This is a genomic window from Arthrobacter sp. zg-Y895 (genome assembly GCF_020731025.1).
Classification (GTDB): Bacteria; Actinomycetota; Actinomycetes; order Actinomycetales; family Micrococcaceae; genus Arthrobacter_B.
The window spans coordinates 1-21,746 of the sequence record NZ_JAJFZY010000005.1 but is presented as its reverse complement, the minus strand read 5'-3'; the positions used below and the strand labels follow the sequence as shown (position 1 = coordinate 21,746).

Annotated in this window: 19 protein-coding genes, 1 tRNA gene and 1 rRNA gene; 11 read left to right on the top strand and 10 right to left on the bottom strand. The window is 65.5% G+C overall.

The window, feature by feature from the left end:
• Positions 1 to 54: 54 nt before the first annotated feature.
• On the bottom strand, positions 55 to 1,137 hold the full coding sequence (locus LJ760_RS11025; RefSeq protein WP_227922858.1) for a PLP-dependent cysteine synthase family protein: 1,083 nt from the start codon (positions 1,135 to 1,137) through the stop codon (positions 55 to 57).
• A gap of 377 nt (positions 1,138 to 1,514) precedes the next feature.
• On the opposite strand from LJ760_RS11025, the gene LJ760_RS11020 reads away from it, so the two are divergent.
• The 6 genes from LJ760_RS11020 to LJ760_RS10995 all read left to right on the top strand — a co-directional run bounded on the left by LJ760_RS11020 (position 1,515) and on the right by LJ760_RS10995 (position 7,600).
• Positions 1,515 to 1,736 (top strand): hypothetical protein, encoded by a 222-nt coding sequence (locus LJ760_RS11020; protein WP_227922855.1) that lies wholly within the window; start codon positions 1,515 to 1,517, stop codon positions 1,734 to 1,736.
• Between the two features lie 416 nt (positions 1,737 to 2,152).
• Positions 2,153 to 3,100, top strand: a complete 948-nt coding sequence (gene uriH / locus LJ760_RS11015; RefSeq protein ID WP_227922853.1) for a uridine-preferring nucleoside hydrolase UriH — start codon at positions 2,153 to 2,155, stop codon at positions 3,098 to 3,100.
• Positions 3,097 to 4,551, top strand: a complete 1,455-nt coding sequence (uriT, locus tag LJ760_RS11010) for a uridine transporter UriT (RefSeq protein ID WP_260554726.1) — start codon at positions 3,097 to 3,099, stop codon at positions 4,549 to 4,551. The genes uriH and uriT (LJ760_RS11010) overlap by 4 nt, the downstream gene beginning before the upstream one ends.
• Positions 4,548 to 5,981 carry a uridine transporter UriT gene (uriT, locus tag LJ760_RS11005; RefSeq protein WP_331460718.1) on the top strand — a complete coding sequence of 478 codons (1,434 nt, stop codon included), beginning with the start codon at positions 4,548 to 4,550 and terminating at the stop codon, positions 5,979 to 5,981. The genes uriT (LJ760_RS11010) and uriT (LJ760_RS11005) overlap by 4 nt, the downstream gene beginning before the upstream one ends.
• A gap of 30 nt (positions 5,982 to 6,011) precedes the next feature.
• Positions 6,012 to 6,926, top strand: a complete 915-nt coding sequence (locus LJ760_RS11000; protein WP_227922851.1) for a ribokinase — start codon at positions 6,012 to 6,014, stop codon at positions 6,924 to 6,926.
• A gap of 164 nt (positions 6,927 to 7,090) precedes the next feature.
• The gene (locus tag LJ760_RS10995) at positions 7,091 to 7,600 is read left to right on the top strand and encodes a hypothetical protein (protein ID WP_227922849.1); all 510 of its coding nucleotides are present in this window, start codon (positions 7,091 to 7,093) and stop codon (positions 7,598 to 7,600) included.
• Between the two features lie 89 nt (positions 7,601 to 7,689).
• On the opposite strand, the gene LJ760_RS10990 is transcribed toward LJ760_RS10995, so the two are convergent.
• From LJ760_RS10990 to LJ760_RS10970, 5 genes are all read right to left on the bottom strand, one after another.
• Entirely contained in the window at positions 7,690 to 8,496 is an 807-nt protein-coding gene (locus LJ760_RS10990) for a DUF4259 domain-containing protein (protein ID WP_227922846.1), read from the bottom strand.
• Between the two features lie 54 nt (positions 8,497 to 8,550).
• Positions 8,551 to 9,375 carry a histidine phosphatase family protein gene (locus LJ760_RS10985; RefSeq protein WP_227922844.1) on the bottom strand — a complete coding sequence of 275 codons (825 nt, stop codon included), beginning with the start codon at positions 9,373 to 9,375 and terminating at the stop codon, positions 8,551 to 8,553.
• Positions 9,376 to 9,587: 212 nt separating this feature from the next.
• Positions 9,588 to 10,400: a hypothetical protein gene (locus tag LJ760_RS10980; protein ID WP_227922841.1), complete on the bottom strand. Its 813-nt coding sequence runs from the start codon at positions 10,398 to 10,400 to the stop codon at positions 9,588 to 9,590.
• A 109-nt stretch (positions 10,401 to 10,509) separates the two neighbouring features.
• Positions 10,510 to 10,583 (bottom strand) — tRNA-Thr (locus LJ760_RS10975).
• Between the two features lie 157 nt (positions 10,584 to 10,740).
• A complete protein-coding gene (locus LJ760_RS10970) occupies positions 10,741 to 11,610 on the bottom strand; it encodes a DsbA family protein (RefSeq protein ID WP_227922839.1) in 870 nt (289 codons plus the stop codon).
• Positions 11,611 to 11,779: 169 nt separating this feature from the next.
• On the opposite strand from LJ760_RS10970, the gene LJ760_RS10965 reads away from it, so the two are divergent.
• From LJ760_RS10965 to LJ760_RS10950, 4 genes are all read left to right on the top strand, one after another.
• Positions 11,780 to 13,261 carry an alpha,alpha-trehalose-phosphate synthase (UDP-forming) gene (locus LJ760_RS10965; RefSeq protein WP_227922837.1) on the top strand — a complete coding sequence of 494 codons (1,482 nt, stop codon included), beginning with the start codon at positions 11,780 to 11,782 and terminating at the stop codon, positions 13,259 to 13,261.
• Positions 13,262 to 13,263: 2 nt separating this feature from the next.
• A complete protein-coding gene (otsB, locus tag LJ760_RS10960; RefSeq protein ID WP_227922835.1) occupies positions 13,264 to 14,049 on the top strand; it encodes a trehalose-phosphatase in 786 nt (261 codons plus the stop codon).
• Positions 14,050 to 14,215: 166 nt separating this feature from the next.
• Positions 14,216 to 15,304 carry an ABC transporter ATP-binding protein gene (locus LJ760_RS10955; RefSeq protein ID WP_227922833.1) on the top strand — a complete coding sequence of 363 codons (1,089 nt, stop codon included), beginning with the start codon at positions 14,216 to 14,218 and terminating at the stop codon, positions 15,302 to 15,304.
• Positions 15,305 to 15,409: 105 nt separating this feature from the next.
• Positions 15,410 to 16,771: a DUF4032 domain-containing protein gene (locus tag LJ760_RS10950; protein ID WP_227922831.1), complete on the top strand. Its 1,362-nt coding sequence runs from the start codon at positions 15,410 to 15,412 to the stop codon at positions 16,769 to 16,771.
• A gap of 32 nt (positions 16,772 to 16,803) precedes the next feature.
• On the opposite strand, the gene LJ760_RS10945 is transcribed toward LJ760_RS10950, so the two are convergent.
• Positions 16,804 to 17,322: a DUF4190 domain-containing protein gene (locus LJ760_RS10945; protein WP_227922828.1), complete on the bottom strand. Its 519-nt coding sequence runs from the start codon at positions 17,320 to 17,322 to the stop codon at positions 16,804 to 16,806.
• A gap of 278 nt (positions 17,323 to 17,600) precedes the next feature.
• On the opposite strand from LJ760_RS10945, the gene LJ760_RS10940 reads away from it, so the two are divergent.
• Positions 17,601 to 19,310, top strand: coding sequence for a glycoside hydrolase family 13 protein (locus LJ760_RS10940; protein WP_227922826.1), 1,710 nt, complete (start codon positions 17,601 to 17,603; stop codon positions 19,308 to 19,310).
• Here LJ760_RS10940 and LJ760_RS10935 read toward each other — a convergent pair.
• The 3 genes from LJ760_RS10935 to rrf all read right to left on the bottom strand — a co-directional run bounded on the left by LJ760_RS10935 (position 19,307) and on the right by rrf (position 21,509).
• Complete coding sequence (locus tag LJ760_RS10935) at positions 19,307 to 20,683, bottom strand: FAD-binding oxidoreductase (protein ID WP_227922824.1); 1,377 nt, start codon at positions 20,681 to 20,683, stop codon at positions 19,307 to 19,309. The two genes, LJ760_RS10940 and LJ760_RS10935, sit on opposite strands and share 4 nt — an antisense overlap.
• 9 nt (positions 20,684 to 20,692) lie before the next feature.
• Entirely contained in the window at positions 20,693 to 21,184 is a 492-nt protein-coding gene (locus tag LJ760_RS10930; protein WP_227922822.1) for an SRPBCC domain-containing protein, read from the bottom strand.
• Between the two features lie 208 nt (positions 21,185 to 21,392).
• Positions 21,393 to 21,509: ribosomal RNA gene (gene rrf / locus LJ760_RS10925) — 5S ribosomal RNA — on the bottom strand.
• Positions 21,510 to 21,746: the final 237 nt, after the last annotated feature.

The following is a 21,746-nucleotide window of genomic DNA, read 5'->3' as shown; positions in this document are numbered from 1 at the left end:
TAACGATCGAGGAGCGGTGCCTGCCGCTCCCCGGCGGGGCCGGCGTGCAGCGGATCAGCCTTCAGGCCACCGTCCGGTCCGGAACAGTTCCTCAAGCACTGCTGTGGCCCGGGCCGGGTTCAGGCCGCGGGACTCCAGCCAGGCGTCGTCGCCGTAGGATGCGGTGTACCGGTCCCCCGAGTCGCACACAAGCGAGACGATGCTTCCGGAACGGCCGTCCGCTTCCATGGCGGCGGCCAACTGCCAGACACCCCAGAGATTGGTGCCGGTGGAGGGGCCGGCATGCAGCCCGGTGAGCCGCCTCAGGTGCCGCGAGGCAGCCACGGATGCGGCATCCGGGACCTGGATCATGTGGTCGATTACCGCCGGGACGAAGCTGGGTTCCGGCCGGGGCCGGCCAATACCTTCAATCCGGGAAGGCCTTCCGGCCGCGGGCTCCCCCGGGTTCTGCCAGGCGGGGAAAAACGCGGAGTTCTCCGGATCCACCACGGCCAGGCGGGTGGGATACCGGTGATAACGGATATAGCGGCCGATCGTTGCACTTGTCCCGCCGGTACCGGCACCCACCACTATCCAGTCCGGCAGCGGGTGGTCCTCCTGGGCCATCTGGGAAAAGATCGACTCGGCAATATTGTTGTTGCCCCGCCAGTCAGTGGCGCGTTCTGCGTACGTGAACTGGTCCATGTAGTGCCCGCCGGTGCTGGCCGCGACGGCCTCCGCGGCGGCGTATACCTCGGAAGGCTCCTCGACGAAGTGGCAGCGCCCGCCGTAGTGCTCGATCAGCCGGATCTTCTCCGCACTGGTGCTCTGCGGCATCACGGCCACAAACGGCAGTCCCAGTAGTTGGGCGAAGTAAGCCTCCGAGACAGCGGTGGAACCGCTGGAAGCCTCCACGATGGTGGTGCCCTCGGTGATCCAGCCGTTGACCAGGCCGAAGAGGAAGAGGGAGCGGGCCAGCCGGTGCTTGAGGCTGCCGGTGCGGTGGGTGGACTCGTCCTTCAGGTAGATCTGCACGGACCAGCCGGCCGGGACCGGAACCTGGAACAGGTGCGTGTCCGCCGAGCGTGCCCCCTCGGCCTCGATGCGGCGGATGGCGGTCTCGGCCCAAGTGCGGTCCGGAAGCGTAAGAGTGTTCACGGTTCAAGCCTACGTTCGGTTGCGCACCTGCTGGATTGTCCGCCCCGGCACCAGCCCCCTTCGCTCAACCGCGCGGCGGCGGCACCGGCTCCAGGTGCCGTCGTCGTTAATGCGTCAGAATGCATCGGGTTCTTAGGGAAAGGGCTATCCCCCGGACGGGCGCACTGTTATGGTCTCCGCATGGGAACACTGATATTCGAGTAGCGCTGCGCGCTCGAAACCCACCGCAGACACCATCCATTAGAGCTTGTTGAGGCGCTGCCTCCGAGCCCGTCCGTCTGCCCCGCAAAGCCTCCCGGTAGAACCGGTGTGCGTTCCGCATGCCCGGACGGTTTCCCTGACATAACCTCAACGGCCAAGAGCCATTGGAGAACACCATGCGTGCACCTAAAAAGCCCGAACCCGAACAGCCCGTACTGCCGCCGGTCCAAATCCATCTCGCTCCGGCGGCCGAAGCGCGGCTGAGCGAGGCGAGCGCACAGCAGCTTGCCTCCGCTCCGGAGACCGCCCTGCCCGGCTGGCAGAGTCTCGGCAAGGGCCACAAGCCCACCCGCGCGACCACGAAGCAAGGCCCTCGGGAGCGAAAGGTCCGGTGGTAAGAACGCACGGCCGCCCCGCCCTTCGCGGGCGGGGCGGCTGCCCCAACTTCCCGCATGGGGTCCGCGGATAGGCGGCGCATGCAACCCGAATCGCTGCACCTGTCTGGCGGGTACCGTGCCGTTCGGGCAAGCTGAATGGGGAGGCGGGAGCCCACCGCCCCGCCTCGCCCGCGAAAGAGCGGCGGAAAGCATAATTTCCAGGCGGGCAGATGGCAAATTGGGCCGGCGCTCCGCCAGGGGCGTGGCAGAAGCCACGGCGGAGTGGTCCGCAATACGTCGATATCGTTAATTCCGGTGCCTGATGGGCACTCCCCCATGTCCGCACCGCCGCGGGCCGCTGCAGGAGTACCGGAAGTGGGCGCCGAAATGCCGGAACCGCGGTCCCGGAGCTAGAACCTCAACGAAGCGGAGACGTAATGCCCCACAAAATCATCCTGGATTGCGATCCCGGGCATGATGATGCGGTCGCCCTGCTGCTGGCACACGGCAGCCCGGAGATCGACCTTCTGGCGGTGACCACCGTCGTCGGAAACCAGACCCTGGAGAAGGTGACACGTAACGCACTGGCAATTGCCCGTGTCGCAAATATCACAGGCATTCCCTTCGCCGCCGGCTGCGACCGGCCCCTGGTCCGAACCATCGAAAACGCCCCGGACATCCACGGCGACTCCGGCATGGACGGCCCCGAGTTGCCCGAGCCGACCCTCGAACTGGATCCCCGCCACGCGGTGGACCTGATCATCGACACGGTCATGGCACATGAGCCGAACACCGTCACCCTTGTCCCCACCGCAGGCCTGACCAACATCGCCATGGCCGTGCGCAAGGAACCGCGCATCGCCGAACGGGTCAAGGAAGTTGTCCTGATGGGCGGCGGCTACCACGTGGGCAACTGGTCCGCCGTGGCCGAGTTCAATATCAAGATCGACCCCGAAGCTGCACACATCGTCTTCAACGAGAAGTGGCCGCTGACCATGGTCGGCCTGGACCTCACCCACCAGGCACTGGCCACCGACGAAGTGGCCGAGCGCATCGCCGCCGTCGGCACCAAGCCGGCCAAGTTCGTCGGCGAACTGCTCGAGTTCTTCGGCGAGGCGTACAAGGACGCCCAGGGCTTCGACTTCCCGCCCGTGCATGACCCGTGCGCCGTCGCCTACGTCATCGATCCCTCCGTCATGACCACCCGGCGCGTGCCGCTGGACGTGGAACTGACCGGCACCCTGACGCTGGGCATGACTGTGGCGGACTTCCGCGCACCGGCTCCCGCTGACTGCAACACATCCGTAGCCGTCGACCTGGACCACCGGAAATTCTGGGACCTGGTTGTCGACGCACTTCAGCGCATTGGCGAGGTTGACCTGTGAGTGAAACCGCCCGCCGGCGGGTAAGCGTCGGCGCACTAATGGCGGCACTGCTGGCCGCCTGCGTGGCGTTCCAGCTCAACGCCTCCATGCTCTCCCCCGCCCTGTTCACCATCGAGCAGGAGCTGGACACCACTCCGGCTGCCGTCGCCCTGACCCAGACCGCATTCTTCACCGCAGCCGCCTTGTTCTCCCTGTTCCTGCCCCGACTCGGCGACATCGTCGGCCGCAAGAAGGTCCTCACCGGCATGCTGGTGGTCCTGACCATCGGCTCCGTGATCGCCGCCCTCGCACCGAGCATCGAGGTACTGTTCCTGGCCCGCCTGATCCAGGGCGTCTCCGGACCCACCGTTGCGCTGTCCATGATCATGCTGCGCGTGGAGATCCGCGACCCCAAGCTTTACGGCACCCTGATGGGTGTCATTGCCGCAGTCAACGGCGGCATCGCCGGCGTTGATGCCATTGCCGGCGGCTATCTGGCGCAGAACCACGGCTTCGCGTCAATCTTCTGGTCCATGGCCGTCGTCGGCGTCATCGCCGCCGCCCTCGTCATCGCCGTCGTACCGGAGTCCCGGGCCGAGAAGAAGGAAAAGATGGACTGGGTGGGCGTTGTGCCGCTGGTCATCTCGGTCGGCACCCTGCTGACCGCCTTCAACGAGGCAGGCAAGTTGGCGGAGGCCAACTGGCCGCTGGTCATCGGCCTGATCGTCATTGCCGTCATCGCGTTCACGGTGTTCTGGAAGGTCGAAAACCGCACCGAACAGCCGCTGATCGCCACCTACCTGTTGAAGCAGCGCTCCACCTGGGCCCTGCTCCTGACCACCGTGCTGACCATGACCGGCGTCTTCGCCGTCATGAACGGCATCATCCCGGCCCTGGCACAGGACGGTGCCGTGGGCTTCGGGATGGGCGCCGAAGAGTCCGCCTGGTGGACCATCACTCCGTACGCCCTCGCGGGCCTCGTCGTGGGCCCGTTTGCCGGGCGGCTGGCAGGCAGCTGGGGTTACGCCAAGGTGCTGCGGATCGGCACTATCGGCTCGGTCATCGCCCTGGCCCTGATGCTCCCTGTTGTCGGCAGCGATTCCCGGCTGGGACTGCTGGCCATTTCCATCCTGGTTGGCATCACCTACGCCGGCATCGGCAACGTCATGCTCAGCGGCCTGGGCGTCATGCTTTCCCCCAAGGAAAACCCCGGCTTCCTGCCCGGCCTCAACGCCGGCGCGTTCAACCTGGGCGCCGGCCTGAGCTTCGCCGTGATCTACGCGGCCAAGACCGCCACCACCGTTACGGACGGATCCGGGACCGAAGGCTACTACGGCGGCATCATTGCCGGCGCGGTCATTCTGGGCTTGGCCCTGGCCTCGTCTTTCCTGATCCCGAAGCCTGCTGTCACCGCTGATCCGGCGGCTGCTGAACCGACCGCCGGCCGAGCCAAAATCGAGGTGCACTCGTGACTGAAACCGCCCGCCGGCGGGTAAACGTCGGCGCACTAATGGCCGCCCTGCTGGCCGCCTGCGTGGCGTTCCAGCTCAACGCCTCCATGCTCTCCCCCGCATTGGTCAGCATCGAGGAGGAACTGGAAACCACCTCGGCGGCAGTCGGACTGACGCAGACCGCGTTCTTCACCGCCGCCGCGCTGTTCTCCCTGTTCCTGCCTCGCTTGGGCGACATCATCGGCCGCAAGAAGGTCCTGACCGGCATGCTGGTGGTCCTGACCATCGGCTCCGTGGTCGCCGCCCTGGCCCCGAGCATTGAGGTTCTCTTCATCGCCCGACTGATCCAGGGCGTTTCGGGACCGGTTGTTCCGCTGACGCTGATCATGCTGCGCGTGGAGATCCGCGACCCCAAGCTGTACGGCACCCTGATGGGCGTCATCACCGCCGTCAACGGCGGCATTGCCGGGGTCGACGCCGTCGCCGGCGGCTACCTCGCGGAAAACCACGGGTTCGCCTCAGTCTTCTGGGCCATGGCCATTGTCGGTGCGGTCGCCACGGCCCTGCTCTTCTTCCTGGCCCCCGAATCCCGGGCCGAGAAGAAGGAAAAGATGGACTGGGTGGGCGTTGTTCCGCTGGTCATCTCCGTGGGCACGCTGCTGACCGCGTTCAACGAAGCGGGCAAGCTGGCGGACGCCAACTGGCCGCTGGTAATCGCCCTGATCGTCATCGGCATTCTCGCCTTCGTGGCGTTCTGGAAGGTGGAGAACCGCACCGAGCAACCGCTCGTGGCAACCTACCTGCTGAAGCAGCGCTCCACCTGGGCCCTGCTCCTGACCACACTGCTGACCATGACCGGAGTGTTTGCCGTCATCAACGGCATCATCCCGGCCCTGGCGCAGGACGGCGTCGTCGGTTTCGGCATGGGCGCCGAGGAGTCCGCCTGGTGGACCCTTACGCCGTACGCCCTTGCGGGCCTGCTCCTGGGCCCCCTCGCCGGCCGGCTGGCCGCCAGCTGGGGTTACGGCAAGGTGCTGCGGATCGGCCTGGTCGGTTCCGTCATCACCCTGGCCCTGATGCTCCTGATGGTCGGCAGCGACTCCCGGCTGGGGCTGCTGGGCGTGTCCGTGCTGATCGGCATCACCTATGCCGGCATCAGCAACATCATGCTCAACGGACTGGGTATCGTGCTCTCCCCTCGGGAGAACCCCGGCTTCCTGCCCGGCCTCAACGCCGGTGCCTTCAATCTGGGCGCGGGCCTGAGCTTCGCCGTGATCTACGCGGTGAAGACGGCGGCCACCCCGGCCGACGGCGCCGGCTCCACCGGGTACTACGCCGGTATCATTGCCGGTCTGGTCATCCTGGCGCTGGCCCTGGCCACGTCCTTCCTCATCCCGAGGCCCGCCGACGCCGAGGTTGACGCCGCCGAGGCCGAGACCGACCACCGCTGACCCCGCACGCCACCCAAGGAGAATCCCTGCATGTCCGCCGGAAAAGTTGTAGTTGTCGGCTCGCTTAATGCCGACCTGACCGTCCGCACCGACCGTTTCCCCTCCCCCGGGGAAACCCTGACCGGTTCGGAACTGGTCATTGTCCCGGGCGGCAAGAGTGCCAACCAGGCCGCTGCCGCTGCCCTGCTGGGTGCCGAGGTGCGGCTCTTCGGCGCCGTGGGGGCCGACGGGCACGGGGATCTGCTGCTCGAGGCGGCTGCGGGAGCCGGCGTAGACGCCTCCCGCGTCCTGCGCCGCACCGGCACCGCGACGGGCACAGCCATGATCGTGGTGGATGCAGCCGGGGAGAACACCATCATCGTCTCCCCCGGTGCCAACGGCACGGTCACCGGCGCCGAGCTCCCGGCGGACCTGTTCGACGACGCCGCAGTGCTCTGCCTGAGCCTGGAGGTGCCGCTCGAAGCGGCGACCGCCGCGGCACAGGTCGGGCACGACGCCGGTGCGCAGGTGCTGCTGAATCTCTCGCCGTACCGGGAGGTTCCCGCCGAACTGCTGGCCCTGACCGATGTCCTGCTGCTCAATGCCCACGAAGCGGCGCTGGTCACGGGACTGGCCGATCCGGCGTCGGACTGGGAACGGGTCATCGCTTCCCTGGCCCGCCTGGGTGTGCGCCGTACCATCATCACCCTCGGCGGCGAGGGCGCCGTCGTACTGGACGGCACCGCTGCCGGTGCGGACCGTGTTGTTGCAGTCGCTCCCACCCGGGTAACCGCGGTGGACACCACCGGGTGCGGGGATGCGTTCACCGCCGGCACTGCTGCGCGGCTTGCCGCCGGCGATTCGCTGGTCCAGGCCGCCGAGTTTGCGGCGCGCGCCGGCGCCCTGGCAGCTACCCGCGAGGGTGCGCAGTCCTCGTATTCGGCGCTGGCGGAAATGGTGGGCTGACCACTTACCCCGTCCGTCCAAGGGCCCTGCGTCTGAGCCATTTGCCAGATGCAGGGCCCTTTCCCGTTCATCCTTCGGCGAGTTCGTTCGCCGCCGACGTCAGACTATGCTGGCAGGTACTGCGGCGCATCCGCCGCGGACTCAGCCGGCTTTATGGGGGAAGCATGTCCGAACAAGTGCCGCAGGGCACCAACAACGCCAACAGTTACAATTCCTATGCCTATCCCGGAGCCCCGGGCGTGCCCGGGCCTGCAGCAGCGGGGGTCGCGCCGAAGCGGCCGAAGCAGGTTGATTCAGCTTTCGTGCTGCTGATGGTCACTGTGGCCCTGACCGTGCTGAGTGTCCCCGCGGGCATCTTCATAGCGAACGCGGACGGCAACACGGTCACTGCCGAAGGCGTCGTCTTGTTGGTGGCGCTGGGCGTCATCTGCCTCGCTTTCACTCTGGTAGCCGCCATCTTCATCCGCAAGGGCCATAACTGGGCGCGGATCCTGCTTGCCGTCTACACCGGTCTTTCAGTGCTGTCCCTGTTCACTGGAACAAACCTGCTGGGCTGGTGGGGAATCCTGGCACTGGTCGTGGCCACGGTGATGGTGTACCGCAAGCCGTCGCCGGCGTATTTCAAAGAAATGAGCCAGTACCGGCAGCATAAAGCGCTCAACCAGGCCTACTAGCCACCTCTGCAGTGCAGTGAAGGCGGTGCCTCCCCGATGGGAGGCGCCGCCTTTTTGCGCTGGTGCTAGGGCAGCATCCGGAGGACGGGTTATCGGAGCGGGCCCGGTATTTGGCCCGCCTGCTCCCTGCCGGCCAAATGGTTCTCTGCGCTCAGGCTCAGCGCGCTCCAGCCGGAGTAGAACGTCGCGTAGGCCATGTCGTTGGCCGGCCAGTTCGGCAGGCATGTCACGTGGGCGAAGCCGCAGGCCCGCCAGTCAGGGTCCTTTTTCTGGAACCGGGTCACGTGGTAAATGACGGGGACTTGGGGCATACCGTGATGCGCGGGGGCCTGGATCGGTTTCAACCGGGCAAGCCCCCAGGTACCGGGCGCGCTTCGCCCGGTCCAGTCCAGCCATTCGAGGCACGGCATGTCGCCGACTCTTGCCCGCCGAATTCCGGCAACGCGGAACAGTGCCATGCGCCCCTCTGCGTCCGTGTAGCTCAGGATGTCGCCGGCCACGAGTTCGGTTTCCTCATGGCGCCACGGCCGGCGGAGCTTCATTCGGGCCGGTTGCGGCCCGGTGAGCTGGTCCCGCAGTTCCTGGAGGGCCGCCACACGTTCGGCCAGTTCGTCCGGACCCGCTTCCTCCCACTCCTCGAGGCGGCTGCCCTGATCGATCACATCAAGCGCGGCGGCTTTCACCTCGTCGTCGAGCCTGCCCACCTGGGACTGCGCCGCCGCGAGCGCCACCCACAACTCGGCAGCGTTGTCCTCTCGCAGCAGATAACCGAACGATTCGATGACTAGGCGCGTCGCTTCCTCGTCCGGAATCTGGTCCTCGAGATGTTCGCGGTACTCCCCGCGAATGTCCGCCGCCGTGTCATTGGCAAAAATGCCGCTCCCCCATGCACCCATGCGGCGAGTATTGCAGATAAATGAATTTACGGGGCGGAAGCCGGTTGGACCTGCTCAGCTCCCGAAAGCTCCCTCAAGGAAATGCCGGTTTGCTTCGGCCCGCTCCAGGAGATCCTCCCTGGTGAAGTACTTCCGGTCGAACTCTTCCCAGTCGCCGACGAACATGGTCCATTCGCCGTCGACCTGAACCGGCCAGCAGCGGCGGACCCAGTTGAGCTTTTCGCGGATGTTGTTCCGGTTGGCCGGATCGGTGCTGGTGTACTGCAGGACGGTGCAGTTGTGGATCATCTGCTCTTTGTCCGCGTCCCGTTCCAGGAACTCTTCGTCGCTCCAGCGCTCCAGCACCAGGCGCGTGGCCCACATGAATTCACCGTGGGTCACCAGGAGGACGTTGTCGCGGGCGTTTTCGCGGTGCAGGGTGCTCAGGATGTTCCGCACCCGGTTTTCGGCGACATTGGCAATGGATTCACCGGCGGGCGGAGCCCAGTACAGCGGATCGCTTTCGCGGTAGGCGGCGTTCTGCGAGTACTTCTGCGCGAAGTCCTGCTTCGACATGGATCCAATCTCGCCCCAGGAACGCTCGCGGATGACCCGGTTCTCTTCCCAGCGCACATCCAGCCCGAGGTGCGCGGCGGTCTCGCGGGTCCGGGTGTAGACGGAGACCATGGCACGGTCGAATTCGATATTCTGCCGGGCGATCCATGCGCCGGCGACCTTGGCCTGCTGGACCCCGAGTTCCGTGAGCCGCCACGAACGGTCCGGGACGGTCATCGTCTCTTCGGTGTAGAGGCTCGGGTCCCCGGCCTTGGCTGCCCTTTGCATTACGTTCGCTTCACTTTGTCCGTGACGGACGAGGAACAGGTTCCGGGGCATGACCATTGGAGACTCCTAACGCGTGCGCACTGACTCTGCTTTTTATCTTATGGGTGGTCGGCGAGGTGGCCTGACCAGGGTCTGACCGGGCCAGGCCACCGCTGACGACGACGGCCCTTCCCCATCACCACGGCATGGGCGCCACCCACGAACCGGATCGGCTTTTGACTACCTGATCGACAAGGTCAACAGCCCGCTGCGGCGTAGGCCCGAATTCGCTATGCCGTTACTCTCGGCGTTTGGACGGGGTTCTTTGAGGGAGTTGCCTTCGCCTTCCGCTTCCTCTTTCGCCGCCGCTTGGTTTTGCCGGCGAACGGAGGGCGCGGCGCGCCGAATCGCGGACCCCACCAGTACCTGCCGCCGATCAGCCTGCCTGCAAGGAAGCCGAACAGCCCGGTGAATACGGCGTCTCCGTAGCCAAAGGATCCGGCCAGGATCAGTGCAGGTATGAGGGCGAAGAACATGGCGATGAGGGTTATGAACTGGGCCTGGGACGACTTCACAAAGCGGACCAACGCCCACCCGCCGAGGAAACCGATGACCAGGGACACGGCGAGGATCTGCACCGTGACACCGTCAAGGAGCATGGCTGTAGGCGCACCGAGCAGCACGGCTGCGGAGGCTGCGTTGATCAGCGCCAGCTGCCACCCGCCCGTGTAGCCGCCGTCGGCGGTACGCTCCCGCTTGCGCCTGATTACGGTTCCGGACCTCTTCCCGGACCACCAGTGTCCGCCGGCGATGGCGCCGGCCGTGAAGCCCATGAGTCCCGGGCCCGCCATGGGCATGCCAAGGGTATCTTCCACGGAGAGCATCATGATGAAGATCAGGTTAAAGGCTACGCGCATCACCATATCGGCGCGTACGGACAGCGAAACCACCCTGAACAGAAGGACCCCGTAGACCGCACCCAGCGCAAAGAAACCGGCGGCCGGGCCAGGCGCCCCGCCGAAGAACCAGACGGTCATGGCGACAGGCGCGACGATTGTCAGGACCCGCGTGAACCGCCAGTCATTGAGCCATTTCCTGAGCACTTCTGATTCCCCCGTAGCAAAGCCGCTGCCAGAGCGTCCTCGGCTGCAACCGCTGCATAAAAAACCCCTCCTGATCAGGCGTAATGCCTGATCAGGAGGGGTTTGTCGGAGCCCCCTGCCGGATTCGAACCGGCGACCCCCTGTTTACAAGACAGGTGCTCTGGCCAACTGAGCTAAGGGGGCGTGGCCGGCGGGCTAGAAAGTCCCAGCCGGTCACGCCGCCGTCGTCCGCCCGAACAAACGGGTGCGAACAACAGCGCTAGACAAGATTAGCCCAGAGCGCCCGCCCCCGTGAAACCGGAAAGGTTTCACGGGGAACAGGCGCCGGACTCGCCCCGGCTTACTTGTTGGCGTCGATGGCGCCTTGGACCGTTTCCACGAAGGTGTTCAGGTCCGCTTCCTCGCCGTTGACGAAGGCCGTCGGGGTGCCGTTGATGCCGTCCACCCGGGCCAGCTGGTCCGCGTACTTCACGAACGGACGGTAGGTTCCGTCGTCGATGCAGTCTTCCATGCCCTCGGTATCGGCGCCCACGGACTCAGCCATGTCCACCAGTTCTGCGTTCTTCACTTCACCGGAGGCGTGCTGGGCGAAGATGGCCTTCATGAAGTCCCAGTAGGACTCGGGGCTCTGGTCTGCCACGCACGCCGCCGCGTTGGCGCCGCGGGAGGAGTAGTTGGAGGTGGAGTTGCGGTCCAGGAATGCCACGGTGCGGTATTCGTATGTGATTTCGCCCGCATCCAGCCACTGGGAGATCTGATCGTCGTAGGTAGCGGCGAAGTCTGCGCAGTGCACGCAGTTGATGTCCACGTACTCCACCACCTGGACCGGCTCACCCTCTGGCGCAGCTTCAACCCCCGGCGGAATCGGCGTCTCCTCGGCGGCTTCCTCCGGTGCGGCCGGCAGCGTTTCCGTGTCGAAGTCGAAGGTTTCCGTGGGCTCCAGCGCGGTGGTCGAGGTCAGCGTAAACCCGCCGTACTCATTGGCATTGGCCGGCGAAGTACCGGTGTTCGCAATGTCCTTGCCCATGCTGTTCACCACAATTACGGCCACAATCGCGATCACCGCAACGATGGCCACCACAACACCCCAGATCACCAGGAGACGGTTGCGCCGTTCCTTCTTCTGCTGGGCCTCGCGCAGTGCGCGGGCCTGCTCGCGGGCAGCAGCAGTGCGTTCCGCCTTGGTCGGCTTGGGGTTCCGGTCAGTCATAATTCCTCATGTCTCTCAACGCCGGCTCCGTTTCCGGGGCCGCTCAGCTCATCACCAGTGTAGGGGGAACGGCGCCCACCACCCTTCGACCAACGCCCGCGGGCGGTACAAAGTTTCCCCGCTTCGCTAGAGTGGCAATATACGACCAATCTAAAAAGGGGTGCCATTCGTGAACGCTGACGCGGATCCGAGTTCCAAGGAAGACGCTCCGGACAGCTACGGCGACTTCGATTTCATCGTCGTGTCCAACCGGCTTCCGGTTGACCGCGTTAGTGGACCCGACGGCGAAACCTGGCGGCGCTCACCCGGCGGGCTGGTCACGGCCCTCGCTCCCGTGATGGCAAAGGCCGACGGCGCGTGGGTGGGCTGGCCCGGTTCCCCGGACGAAGAAGTGGAACCCTTCGACCACGACAACATGTATCTGAAGCCGGTGCCGCTGAGCACCGACGAAGTGGAACTGTATTACGAGGGCTTCTCCAACGCGACGCTGTGGCCGCTCTATCACGATGTGATTGCCGCCCCGGAATTCCACCGCACCTGGTGGGATGCCTACCGCACCGTGAACCGCCGGTTCGCCGACGCCGCCGCTTCCGTGGCCGCGAAGGGCGCCACGGTCTGGGTCCAGGACTACCAGCTGCAGCTGGTCCCCCAGCTGCTGCGCCAGGCCCGGCCCGACCTGAAGATCGGTTTCTTCAACCACATTCCCTTCCCGCCGCTGGAAATCTTCGCCCAGCTGCCCTGGCGCCGGAACATCATCGAGGGTCTGCTCGGGGCGGACCTGATCGGGTTCCAGCGCCCGTCCGATGCAAGCAACTTCCTGCGCTGCGTACGCCGCTTCGCCGGCTACACCATCCGCCAGCAGCAGGTGAACGTCACCACGGAAGACGGACTGTCCTACGTTTCCCGCGCCGAGGCGTTCCCCATCTCCATCGATGCCAGCCAGATCGCCGAGCTGGCGCAGCGCGAAGACGTCATTGAACGCTCCAAGCAAATCCGCCGCGAACTGGGCAATCCGGACACGGTGCTGCTGGGCGTTGACCGGCTGGACTACACCAAGGGCATCAGCCACCGGCTCAAGGCCTACGGCGAACTCCTCGAAGACGGCCGCATCACGGTGGAAAACGCCGCCATGATCCAGGTGGCCAGCCCCTCCCGCGAGCGCGTGGAACAGTACCGGCTGCTGCGCGAAGAAGTGGAAGGCACCGTCGGCCGGATCAGCGGCAGCTTCGACACCATTTCCAACACCGCGCTGCGCTACCTGCACCACAGCTATCCGGTGGAGGAAATGGTGGCGCTCTACCTTGCCGCTGACGTTATGCTCGTGACCGCGCTGCGCGACGGCATGAACCTGGTTGCGAAGGAATACGTCGCCGCCCGGACCGGCAATACGGGCACCCTGGTGCTCTCCGAGTTCACCGGCGCCGCGGACCAGCTGCGCCAGGCCGTGCTGGTCAACCCGCATGACATCGACGGGCTGAAGGCCGCCATCCTCACCGCGGTAAACATGCCGGCCCGGGAAGCCAGCCGGCGTATGCGCCTGATGCGCCGGCAGGTGCTGCAGAACGACGTCGAACGGTGGTCCCAGAACTTCCTCGAGGCACTCGAACAGGACCAGGACCGGGAACAGACCGAGAATCAGGACCGGGAGTAGTCATGAGTTCACTGGACGCTGAGCTGCAGGCGGCGCTGGAGTCCGTGGCCGGCACTGGGAAACTCCTGGTGGCGCTGGACTTCGACGGTGTGCTCGCCCCGTTGGTGGAACATGCCGAGGATGCCCGCCCGCTGGACGGATCGGTGGCCGCTGTCCGGGCCCTCGCTTCCCTCCGGGACACCGTCACCGCGTTCATCTCCGGGCGGGCGCTCGACAGCCTGCGCACCGTCGCCTCCCCGGATCCCGAAACCCTGCTGATCGGCAGCCACGGCGCCGAGACCTGGACCGGTCCCAATCAGGAGCCGCTGCAGCTGACCCCCGAGCAGGCCCAGCTGCTGGCCAGCGCCCGCACAGCGGTGGAATCCGTGGTCGCCCGGCACCCGGGCTGCCGGCTGGAACACAAGCCGGCCGGCGTCGTCCTCCACACCCGCAGCGTCTCCGAACCGGCCACTGCTGCCGCCGCCACTGAGGAGGCACGGAGGGAACTGAGCCTGCTCGACGGCGTTCAGGTCACCGACGGCAAATCCGTCCTGGAGGCCTCCGTCGTCCACACCAACAAGGGCGAAGGCATCCGCGCCCTGCGGGAACTGACAGGCGCAACGGCGGTGCTGTTCGCCGGCGACGATGTCACCGACGAACGCGGTTTCGCGGCTTTGCAGGCCGGCGACGTCTCGATCAAGGTCGGCGACGGGAGCACGGCTGCCGCATACCGGGTCGCCTCCCCCGAGGAATTCACTGCGGTACTCGCAGAACTTGCAAGGCTGCGCGCCACCGCCGTCGCCGGATAACAACCCGCACGGGCCGGACGTTCGCAGCTGGACAACGTGTGCAATACTGTCCCCGTGAGCTGCGTCACAGGTCGGAGAAGGCCTGCCAACAGCAATCAACTCAACTACATAGCTCTCCATTCACTACGGATCGTCGGGCACGTACCTGCCCGTGAAGGGAAACACCATGGCAACGGTAACGTTTGACCAGGCAACACGCGTCTACCCGGGGACGGAACGCCCAGCGGTAGACAATCTCAGCCTCGAAATCGCCGACGGCGAATTCCTGGTTCTCGTCGGCCCCTCGGGCTGCGGAAAATCCACCTCGCTGCGGATGCTCGCAGGGCTTGAAGACGTCAATTCCGGACGGATCCTCATCGGTGACCGCGACGTCACCGACGTTCCGCCCAAGGACCGCGACATCGCCATGGTTTTCCAGAACTACGCGCTGTACCCGCACATGTCCGTGGCGGACAACATGGGCTTCGCCCTGAAGATCGCCGGCATCGGCAAGGAAGAGCGCATGGAACGCGTCCGCGAGGCCGCGAAGCTGCTGGACCTCGAAGACTTCCTGGACCGGAAGCCGAAGGCACTCTCCGGCGGTCAGCGCCAGCGCGTTGCCATGGGCCGCGCAATTGTGCGTAACCCGCAGGTCTTCCTGATGGATGAACCGCTCTCCAACCTGGACGCCAAGCTGCGTGTGCAGACCCGTACCCAGATTGCGTCACTGACCCGGCGGCTCGGCGTCACCACGGTGTACGTCACCCACGACCAGGTGGAAGCCATGACCATGGGTGACCGCGTGGCCGTACTCAAGGACGGCGTCCTGCAGCAGGTCGATACCCCGCGCAACCTCTATGACCACCCCCGGAACGTTTTCGTCGCCGGATTCATCGGTTCCCCGGCGATGAACCTGCTCGAGCTCCCGGTGGTGGACGGAGGCGTAGCCTTCGGCGGGTCCGTGTACCCGGTGGAGAATTCGGTGCTGGGCGCCGCCGCGGGCAACACCGTGACTCTGGGTGTCCGCCCGGAAGACATGGAAACCGTCCCGGAGGGCGAGGGCCTGCGCGTTGAGGTGGACGTGGTCGAGGAACTGGGAGCCGATGCCTACGTTTACGGCCACAGCACCATCGACGGCAAGGACCATGACATGGTGGTCCGCGTTGACGGCCGGCGTCCTCCATTGAAGGGCGATACTCTCCACGTCCGCCCGCAGAAGGGCCACGTGCACCTCTTCGATACCTCCAACGGGGAACGGCTGGCCGAACAGGCTTAACCCGGCCGGAACGACATGCGGTGGCTCCCCTGCTCAACTAAACTCTTGAGGTGGGGAGCCACCGCTTTTTCGTTAATGCATGCTGAGACGTAAGGGCTTTCGCCTATGACAGATTCCGTACCTGCCAACTGGCAGAACGAACCCACGGACTGGGAGCAGACCGGCAAGCTGCCCCGCACCACACGCTCCTCGACCAACCGGATCAACACGCTGGGGTCGCTGAACATCACGGCTGCGTCCATGGACCCGGCCCTGTTGGACCTGCCCTGGCACATTCCGCTGGAGGAATGGCCCAAGGAGAACCTGGCGGCACTCCCCCGCGGAATTTCCCGTCACGTTGTCCGCTTCGCACGGCTGGGCGATTCCCTCATTGCCATCAAGGAAACCAGCGAACACGTGGCGCGGCAGGAATACCACATGCTGCGCAAGCTTCGTCGCCTGAACGTCCCCGCGGTGGCTCCGGTGGCGGTCATCACCGGCCGCATGGATCCAGCCGGGGAAGAGCTGCAGCCGGTACTGGTCACCCGGCACCTGCGCTTCTCCCTTCCCTACCGTGCCGTCTTCTCCCAGACCCTGCGTGAAGTCACGCTGACGCGGCTGATCGATGCCCAGGCGCTCTTGTTGGTCCGCCTGCACCTGGCCGGCTTCTACTGGGGCGATGTCTCCCTTTCCAACACACTCTTCCGCCGCGATGCCGGGGCCTTCGCCGCCTACCTGGTGGATGCGGAAACCGGGGAGCTCTACCCCGAATTGTCCAACGGGCAGCGCGAATACGATCTGGAGATCGCCCGGGTCAACATCGCCGGGGAACTGATGGATCTGGCCGAGGGCGGCCTGGTCGAAGAGTCCGTGGATCCGCTGGCCACCAGCGAACGCATCATGGACAGTTACCGCCGGCTCTGGGCCGAGCTGACCGAACGGGAGTCCTTCGGCATGGCTGATCGCTGGCGTGTGGATGCACGCATCCGGCGCCTTAATGACCTGGGCTTCGACGTCGACGAGCTCAGCATCAGCACCACCCCCGACGGGACGCAGGTCCAGTTGCAGCCCAAGGTGGTCGACGCCGGCCATCACCAACGCCGGCTGCTGCGCCTGACCGGCATCGATGCCCAGGAAAACCAGGCCCGCCGGCTGCTTAATGACTTGGACTCCTACCGGGTGACGAACCATCCGGAACTCGACGAAGAGCTCAGCGCCCATCTGTGGGTCACGCAGGTCTTCGAACCGATAGTCAAGGCCGTGCCGCGGGATCTGGGCAGCAAGCTCGAGGCTGCCGAGGTGGTGCACGAAGTCCTGGAGCACCGCTGGTACATGTCTGAAAATGCCAACCGCAACGTGCCCATGGCCGAGGCGGTGCAGTCGTACATGGATACCATCCTTCGCCACCGGCGTGACGAAGCTGCGATCCTGCTCAGCACCGATACCCGGACTATGGAGATCCTGGACGCAGGAGGAGCCCCGGCCTAGGGCCGGGGCTCCTCGGAGGTGCGTGGTGCGGGTCAGTAGCTGGAGCCGCTGTCGGCCGCGATCCCGACCATGATGAGAATGAAGAAAAGGATCCCGAAGAGGGTCCCCAGCCCGCCGACAATAATGCCGATTACAGCGGGAGTGTTGCCCATCCCTACCTTGCGTGACTGGTTCAGCCCCACAATGCTCAGCACCAGGCCCACCACGGAGAAGAAGAAGGACGTGATGAGGCCGGCAATGCCCATGGCCTGGCCGGGGTTCGGCCGCGGCTGGGGGTAGGCATCCTGCCCGTACGCCAGGTAACCAGGCTGCTGGCTGTAGGCCGGCGCTTCCTGGCCGGAACCCGGGTAGGCAGGCTGCTGGCCGTACGCAGGCACTTCCGGCTGCTGGCCGTAGGACGGATACGCGGTGTTTCCGGTTTCACTCTGCTGGGACCCGGGGTAGGCGGACGGCGCCGACGGGGGCGGGGCATACTGGCCGCTATCCGAAGCACTATCGTTTCCTGCTGCCGGGTCGCCGCCGGGCTGCCATTCTGGTCGGTTCTCTGACACGCGGTATTCCCCCTGAAGATGAAGTGGTTAGCGTGGTCGCAACGGCGTCCATTCGACATCCATCCGACTACGCAAAGTCTGTGTGACCTACGCCAATCCTATACATTCAAGCTGAGACGTACCATCCATTCCCGGAACGGACAGCAGGCGCCCCCGCCTACTGAAAAGCGTGTCGTAGATCTCCTGTGATCTGCACGACCATTGCTAACTCAGCGGAAGCCGGAGTCGTTAAATGGAACTGTAACGTCAAAAAATCTGCGCGAAGGATGACGCCCTGAATGGTTGAACAGCTGACTACCGCTTCCAGCCTGACTCGGCTGGTCCCCGTCCATGAGCCTCCCGCCGGCCGTGAGTGGTGGCGGTCATCGGTGATCTACCAGATCTACCCGCGTTCGTTCCGCGACCTGCGTGGAGACGGAGTGGGGGACCTGCCCGGCATCACCGCCGAGATCCCCGCCCTGTCCGAACTCGACATCGACGCCATTTGGCTCTCCCCCTTCTACCGCTCCCCGCAGAAAGACGCCGGCTACGACGTCGCCGACTACTGCTCCGTGGATCCCCTCTTCGGCACCATGGAGGACTTCGACGCCCTCGTCGCCGAAGCCTCCCGCCACAACATCCGCATCATCGTGGACCTGGTCCCCAACCACTGCTCCGACCAGCACCCCCTCTTCCAAAAAGCCTTGGCCTCCCCCGCCGGTTCCCCGGAGCGGGACCTCTTCATCTTCCGCGACGGCACCGGAGACCACGGGCAAAATCCGCCCAACAACTGGCAGTCCCACTTTGGCGGCCCCGCCTGGACCCGCATCACCGAACCCGACGGCACCCCCGGACAGTGGTACCTGCACCTCTTCGACACCTCCCAGCCGGACTTCAACTGGGACAGCCCCGCCGTGCACGCCGAATTCGAGAAGATCCTGCGGTTCTGGCTGGACCGCGGCGTCGGCGGGTTCCGCGTGGATGTCGCCCACGCACTGATCAAGAAATCCGGGCTCCCGGATTGGGGCGGACGCGCGGACGGTTCCTCCTCCGACGGATACCCCGGATCCGACGCACCCATGTTCGGCCAGCCCGGCATCCACGACATCTTCCGGTCCTGGCGGAAAATCCTGGACTCCTACGACGGTGACCGGGTGCTCTGCGCCGAAGCGACCATCGACCCGATCGAGCGGCTCAGCGACTGGGTCCGGCCCGACGAAATGCACCAGACGTTCAACTTCGCCTACCTTCACCACCCCTGGCATGCGCCGGCACTGCGGCACGTCATCGAGTCCTCCCTGCAGGCCTTCGACCGCGTCGGGGCACCCACAACCTGGGTGCTGTCCAACCACGACGTCGTCCGGCACACCAGCCGCTTCGGCCTGACCGGAGCCGGTCCCCGCTCCGGGGACGGCCTCGGGCCGCGGGACGAGCAGCCTGACCTTGAACTTGGACTCGCGCGGGCCCGCGCCGCCACCTTGCTGATGCTGGCCCTGCCCGGCGGCGTCTACCTCTACCAGGGCGAGGAGCTCGGCCTGCCGGACCATACGCTGCTTCCGGATGAATTCCGCCAAGACCCCACCTTCCACCGCACCGCAGGCGTCCGGGTGGGCCGGGACGGCAACCGGGTTCCCCTGCCGTGGAAGGCGAACCTGCCCAGCTACGGATTCAGTTCCACCGGAGAGAGCTGGCTGCCGCAGCCGCCTATTTGGGGCAAGTGTTCCCGGGATATCGAGCAGCGCAACCCCGACTCCACGCTGAACCTCTACCGCAATGCCCTCGCCCTTCGCCGGGAACTGCGTCTGGGCGATGGTTCGCTGGCGTGGTGGCCGGAGCACGACGACGACGGGCTGGTCGCCTTTGTTAATGACGGCGTGCTGGTGGCCATGAACATGGGGGATGCACCGGTCCAGCTGCCCGATCTGCCGCTGCTGATGGGTAGCGCTCCGGACGCTCTCGAGGGTCCGCGGCTCCGGCCTAACCGCACCGTCTGGATGCGCTTGGACTAGTCCGGCTCACCGGGGATGGCCTTCCCGGGGTTGAGGATGCCTGCTGGATCGAACACTGCTTTCACCCTTCGCTGCAGCTCGAGCACCTCTGCCCGCTGCTCCTGCGGCAGCCAGTGAAGCTTGAACTGGCCCACTCCGTGTTCCCCGGTGATGGTTCCGCCCATTGCCAGCGCAACGGTGATGGATTCCTCCAGTGCGGCGTCCAACCGGTCGCGTCCGCCGACGTCGTCAGCCTGCACCCAGAAGGTGGGGTGCAGGTTGCCGTCTCCGGCATGGGCCACCACCTTGAGGTTGACCCGGTACTGTCCAGCCATCCGTTCCAGCTCCGCGACATACCGGACCAGCGCGGAGCGGGGGACGGCGACGTCCTCCCCTACCCGCACCTGATCCAGCACCGCGTCTCCCCGGCTGTGCCTGCGCAGTTCCACCAGCCGTTCGGCCTCCGCTGCCCCTTCCGTGCTTACCGTTCCACCCAGATCGCTGAGCACTCCTCGCACGACGTCGGCCTCGGCGTCGGCCCCGAAGCCATCCGTCTGGATCAATAACAGCGCGTCGCCCCGGGCGCGAAGGGCGCTGCCGTGGGCTTCATCCAAAGCGGTCAGGGTGGCACCGTCCAGCAGCTCCATGATGGCCGGTTGCACCCGGGCGGTGCCCACCGCCAAAACGCCGGCGGCCGCCGTCGGGAAATCAGGGAAGAAGGCGGCAATGGTTCGGATTTCGAGCGGAAGGTACCGCAGCCGCACAGTGATGCCGACAATAATGCCCAGTGTGCCTTCCGACCCGGTGAAGAGGCTGGTGAGGTCGTAGCCGGCGACTCCCTTGAAGGTCCGCTGGCCAGTGCTGATGAGCGTTCCGTCGGCCATAACGACGTCGAGGGCCAGGACGGAGTCACGGGTAACCCCGTACTTCGCGCAGCGGAGACCGCCGGCGTTAGTGGCCACATTCCCGCCAATGGTTGAGGTCAGGTAACTGGCCGGATCCGGCGCGTACATCAGCCCGTGGGCCGCCGCCGCCGCATTCAGGTCCGCGTTGATCACGCCGGGCTCGACGATGGCCACTTCATCCTGGGGATTGAGTTCCAAGATGCGGTCCATTCGGTCCAGGCAGAGGATGATGCATCCGCCTGTGGCATGTGCTCCGCCTGAGACTCCGGTACCGGCGCCGCGAGGTACCACGGCGGTGCCCGTTGCAGCGGCCCAGCGCAGCACCTCCTGCACGCCCTCCACACTGGTGGGCCAGACGACGGCCAACGGCTCTACGTAGGCCAGTACCGGACCGCAGTCGGTGGCATAGGCCGCGAGCACCTCCGGCGATGTTTCAACCAGCAGGTCCGGGCCATTGAGGGTGAGGCCGTGCAGGGCATCCAGGGACATGCCAGCAGACTACCGCGCCCCCATAAAGCGCGAGTAGCGATCCAGGATCTCCGACCATTCCCTTTGCAGCCGCTCATATTCCTGAGCCCCGTCGGGTAGCCGGTCAATGCCCGAGTGGCGGAGCGTCACCACCGTGGAACCGTCAGCCGCCGGAGCGAAGTCGACGCGTACATCCGTAGGGATCCGCGGGTCCTGGCCAGCCACCCAGTCCAATTCCAGCAACGTGTCCGGCTCCCGGGTACGTACCGTGGCCCATACCGCGGTTTCGCCGTCCGGTCCTGTCTCGGTAAGTACTCCCCCTTCAAACTCAGCGTGTGTACCTTCACCGAAGTCCGTAAGGTCCTCCGGCCACCATAAGTGAAGGTAATCCGTGAATCCGTTGAACGCTTCTTCTGCGTCTCGGGGAATCTGCCGCACCGACACTACGTCCGGAACGGACGCGCCTTGCTCCGCGTCCTTCGGATCAGGGTCGGCGGCGTGGGAAAACAGGGATGGGCTCATGCTTTCCAGCCTACCGGGGCCCGGCCTGCTGCCTAGGCTCGGGCGGCCGCAGCGGGCGGCCCAAACTGCCTGGCGGCGCTCAACAGGTTCGGCGGGTTAAACAGGTCAGGCCGGTTAAACAGGTCAGGCCGGTTAAACAGGTCAGGCCGGTTAAACAGGTCAGGCCCCGCACCAATGGTGCGGGACCTGACCCTCTGTACTAAATATTGTCCGGCGGTGACCTACTCTCCCACATCCTCCCGGATGCAGTACCATCGGCGCTGTGGGTCTTAGCTTCCGGGTTCGGAATGGGACCGGGCGTTTCCCCCACGCTATGACCGCCGTAACCCTTCTACCCGCACCCACCAAGGGTGGGAGGGGAAAACAATGGTTACAACACGTCCCGAAACCACCTCGCGTGAGGGGTGCCGGCAGTGCGGTAAATTGTGAACCCGCCCCCTGGACAAGGGGCAAGGATTCGGTGTTCCAGGGCAGCAACCAACGGTTGTTGTCCGGGAACCACATAGTGGACGCAAGCAGCATGATCTAACAACACCCTTTATACTTTGACGGACCGTTTGAA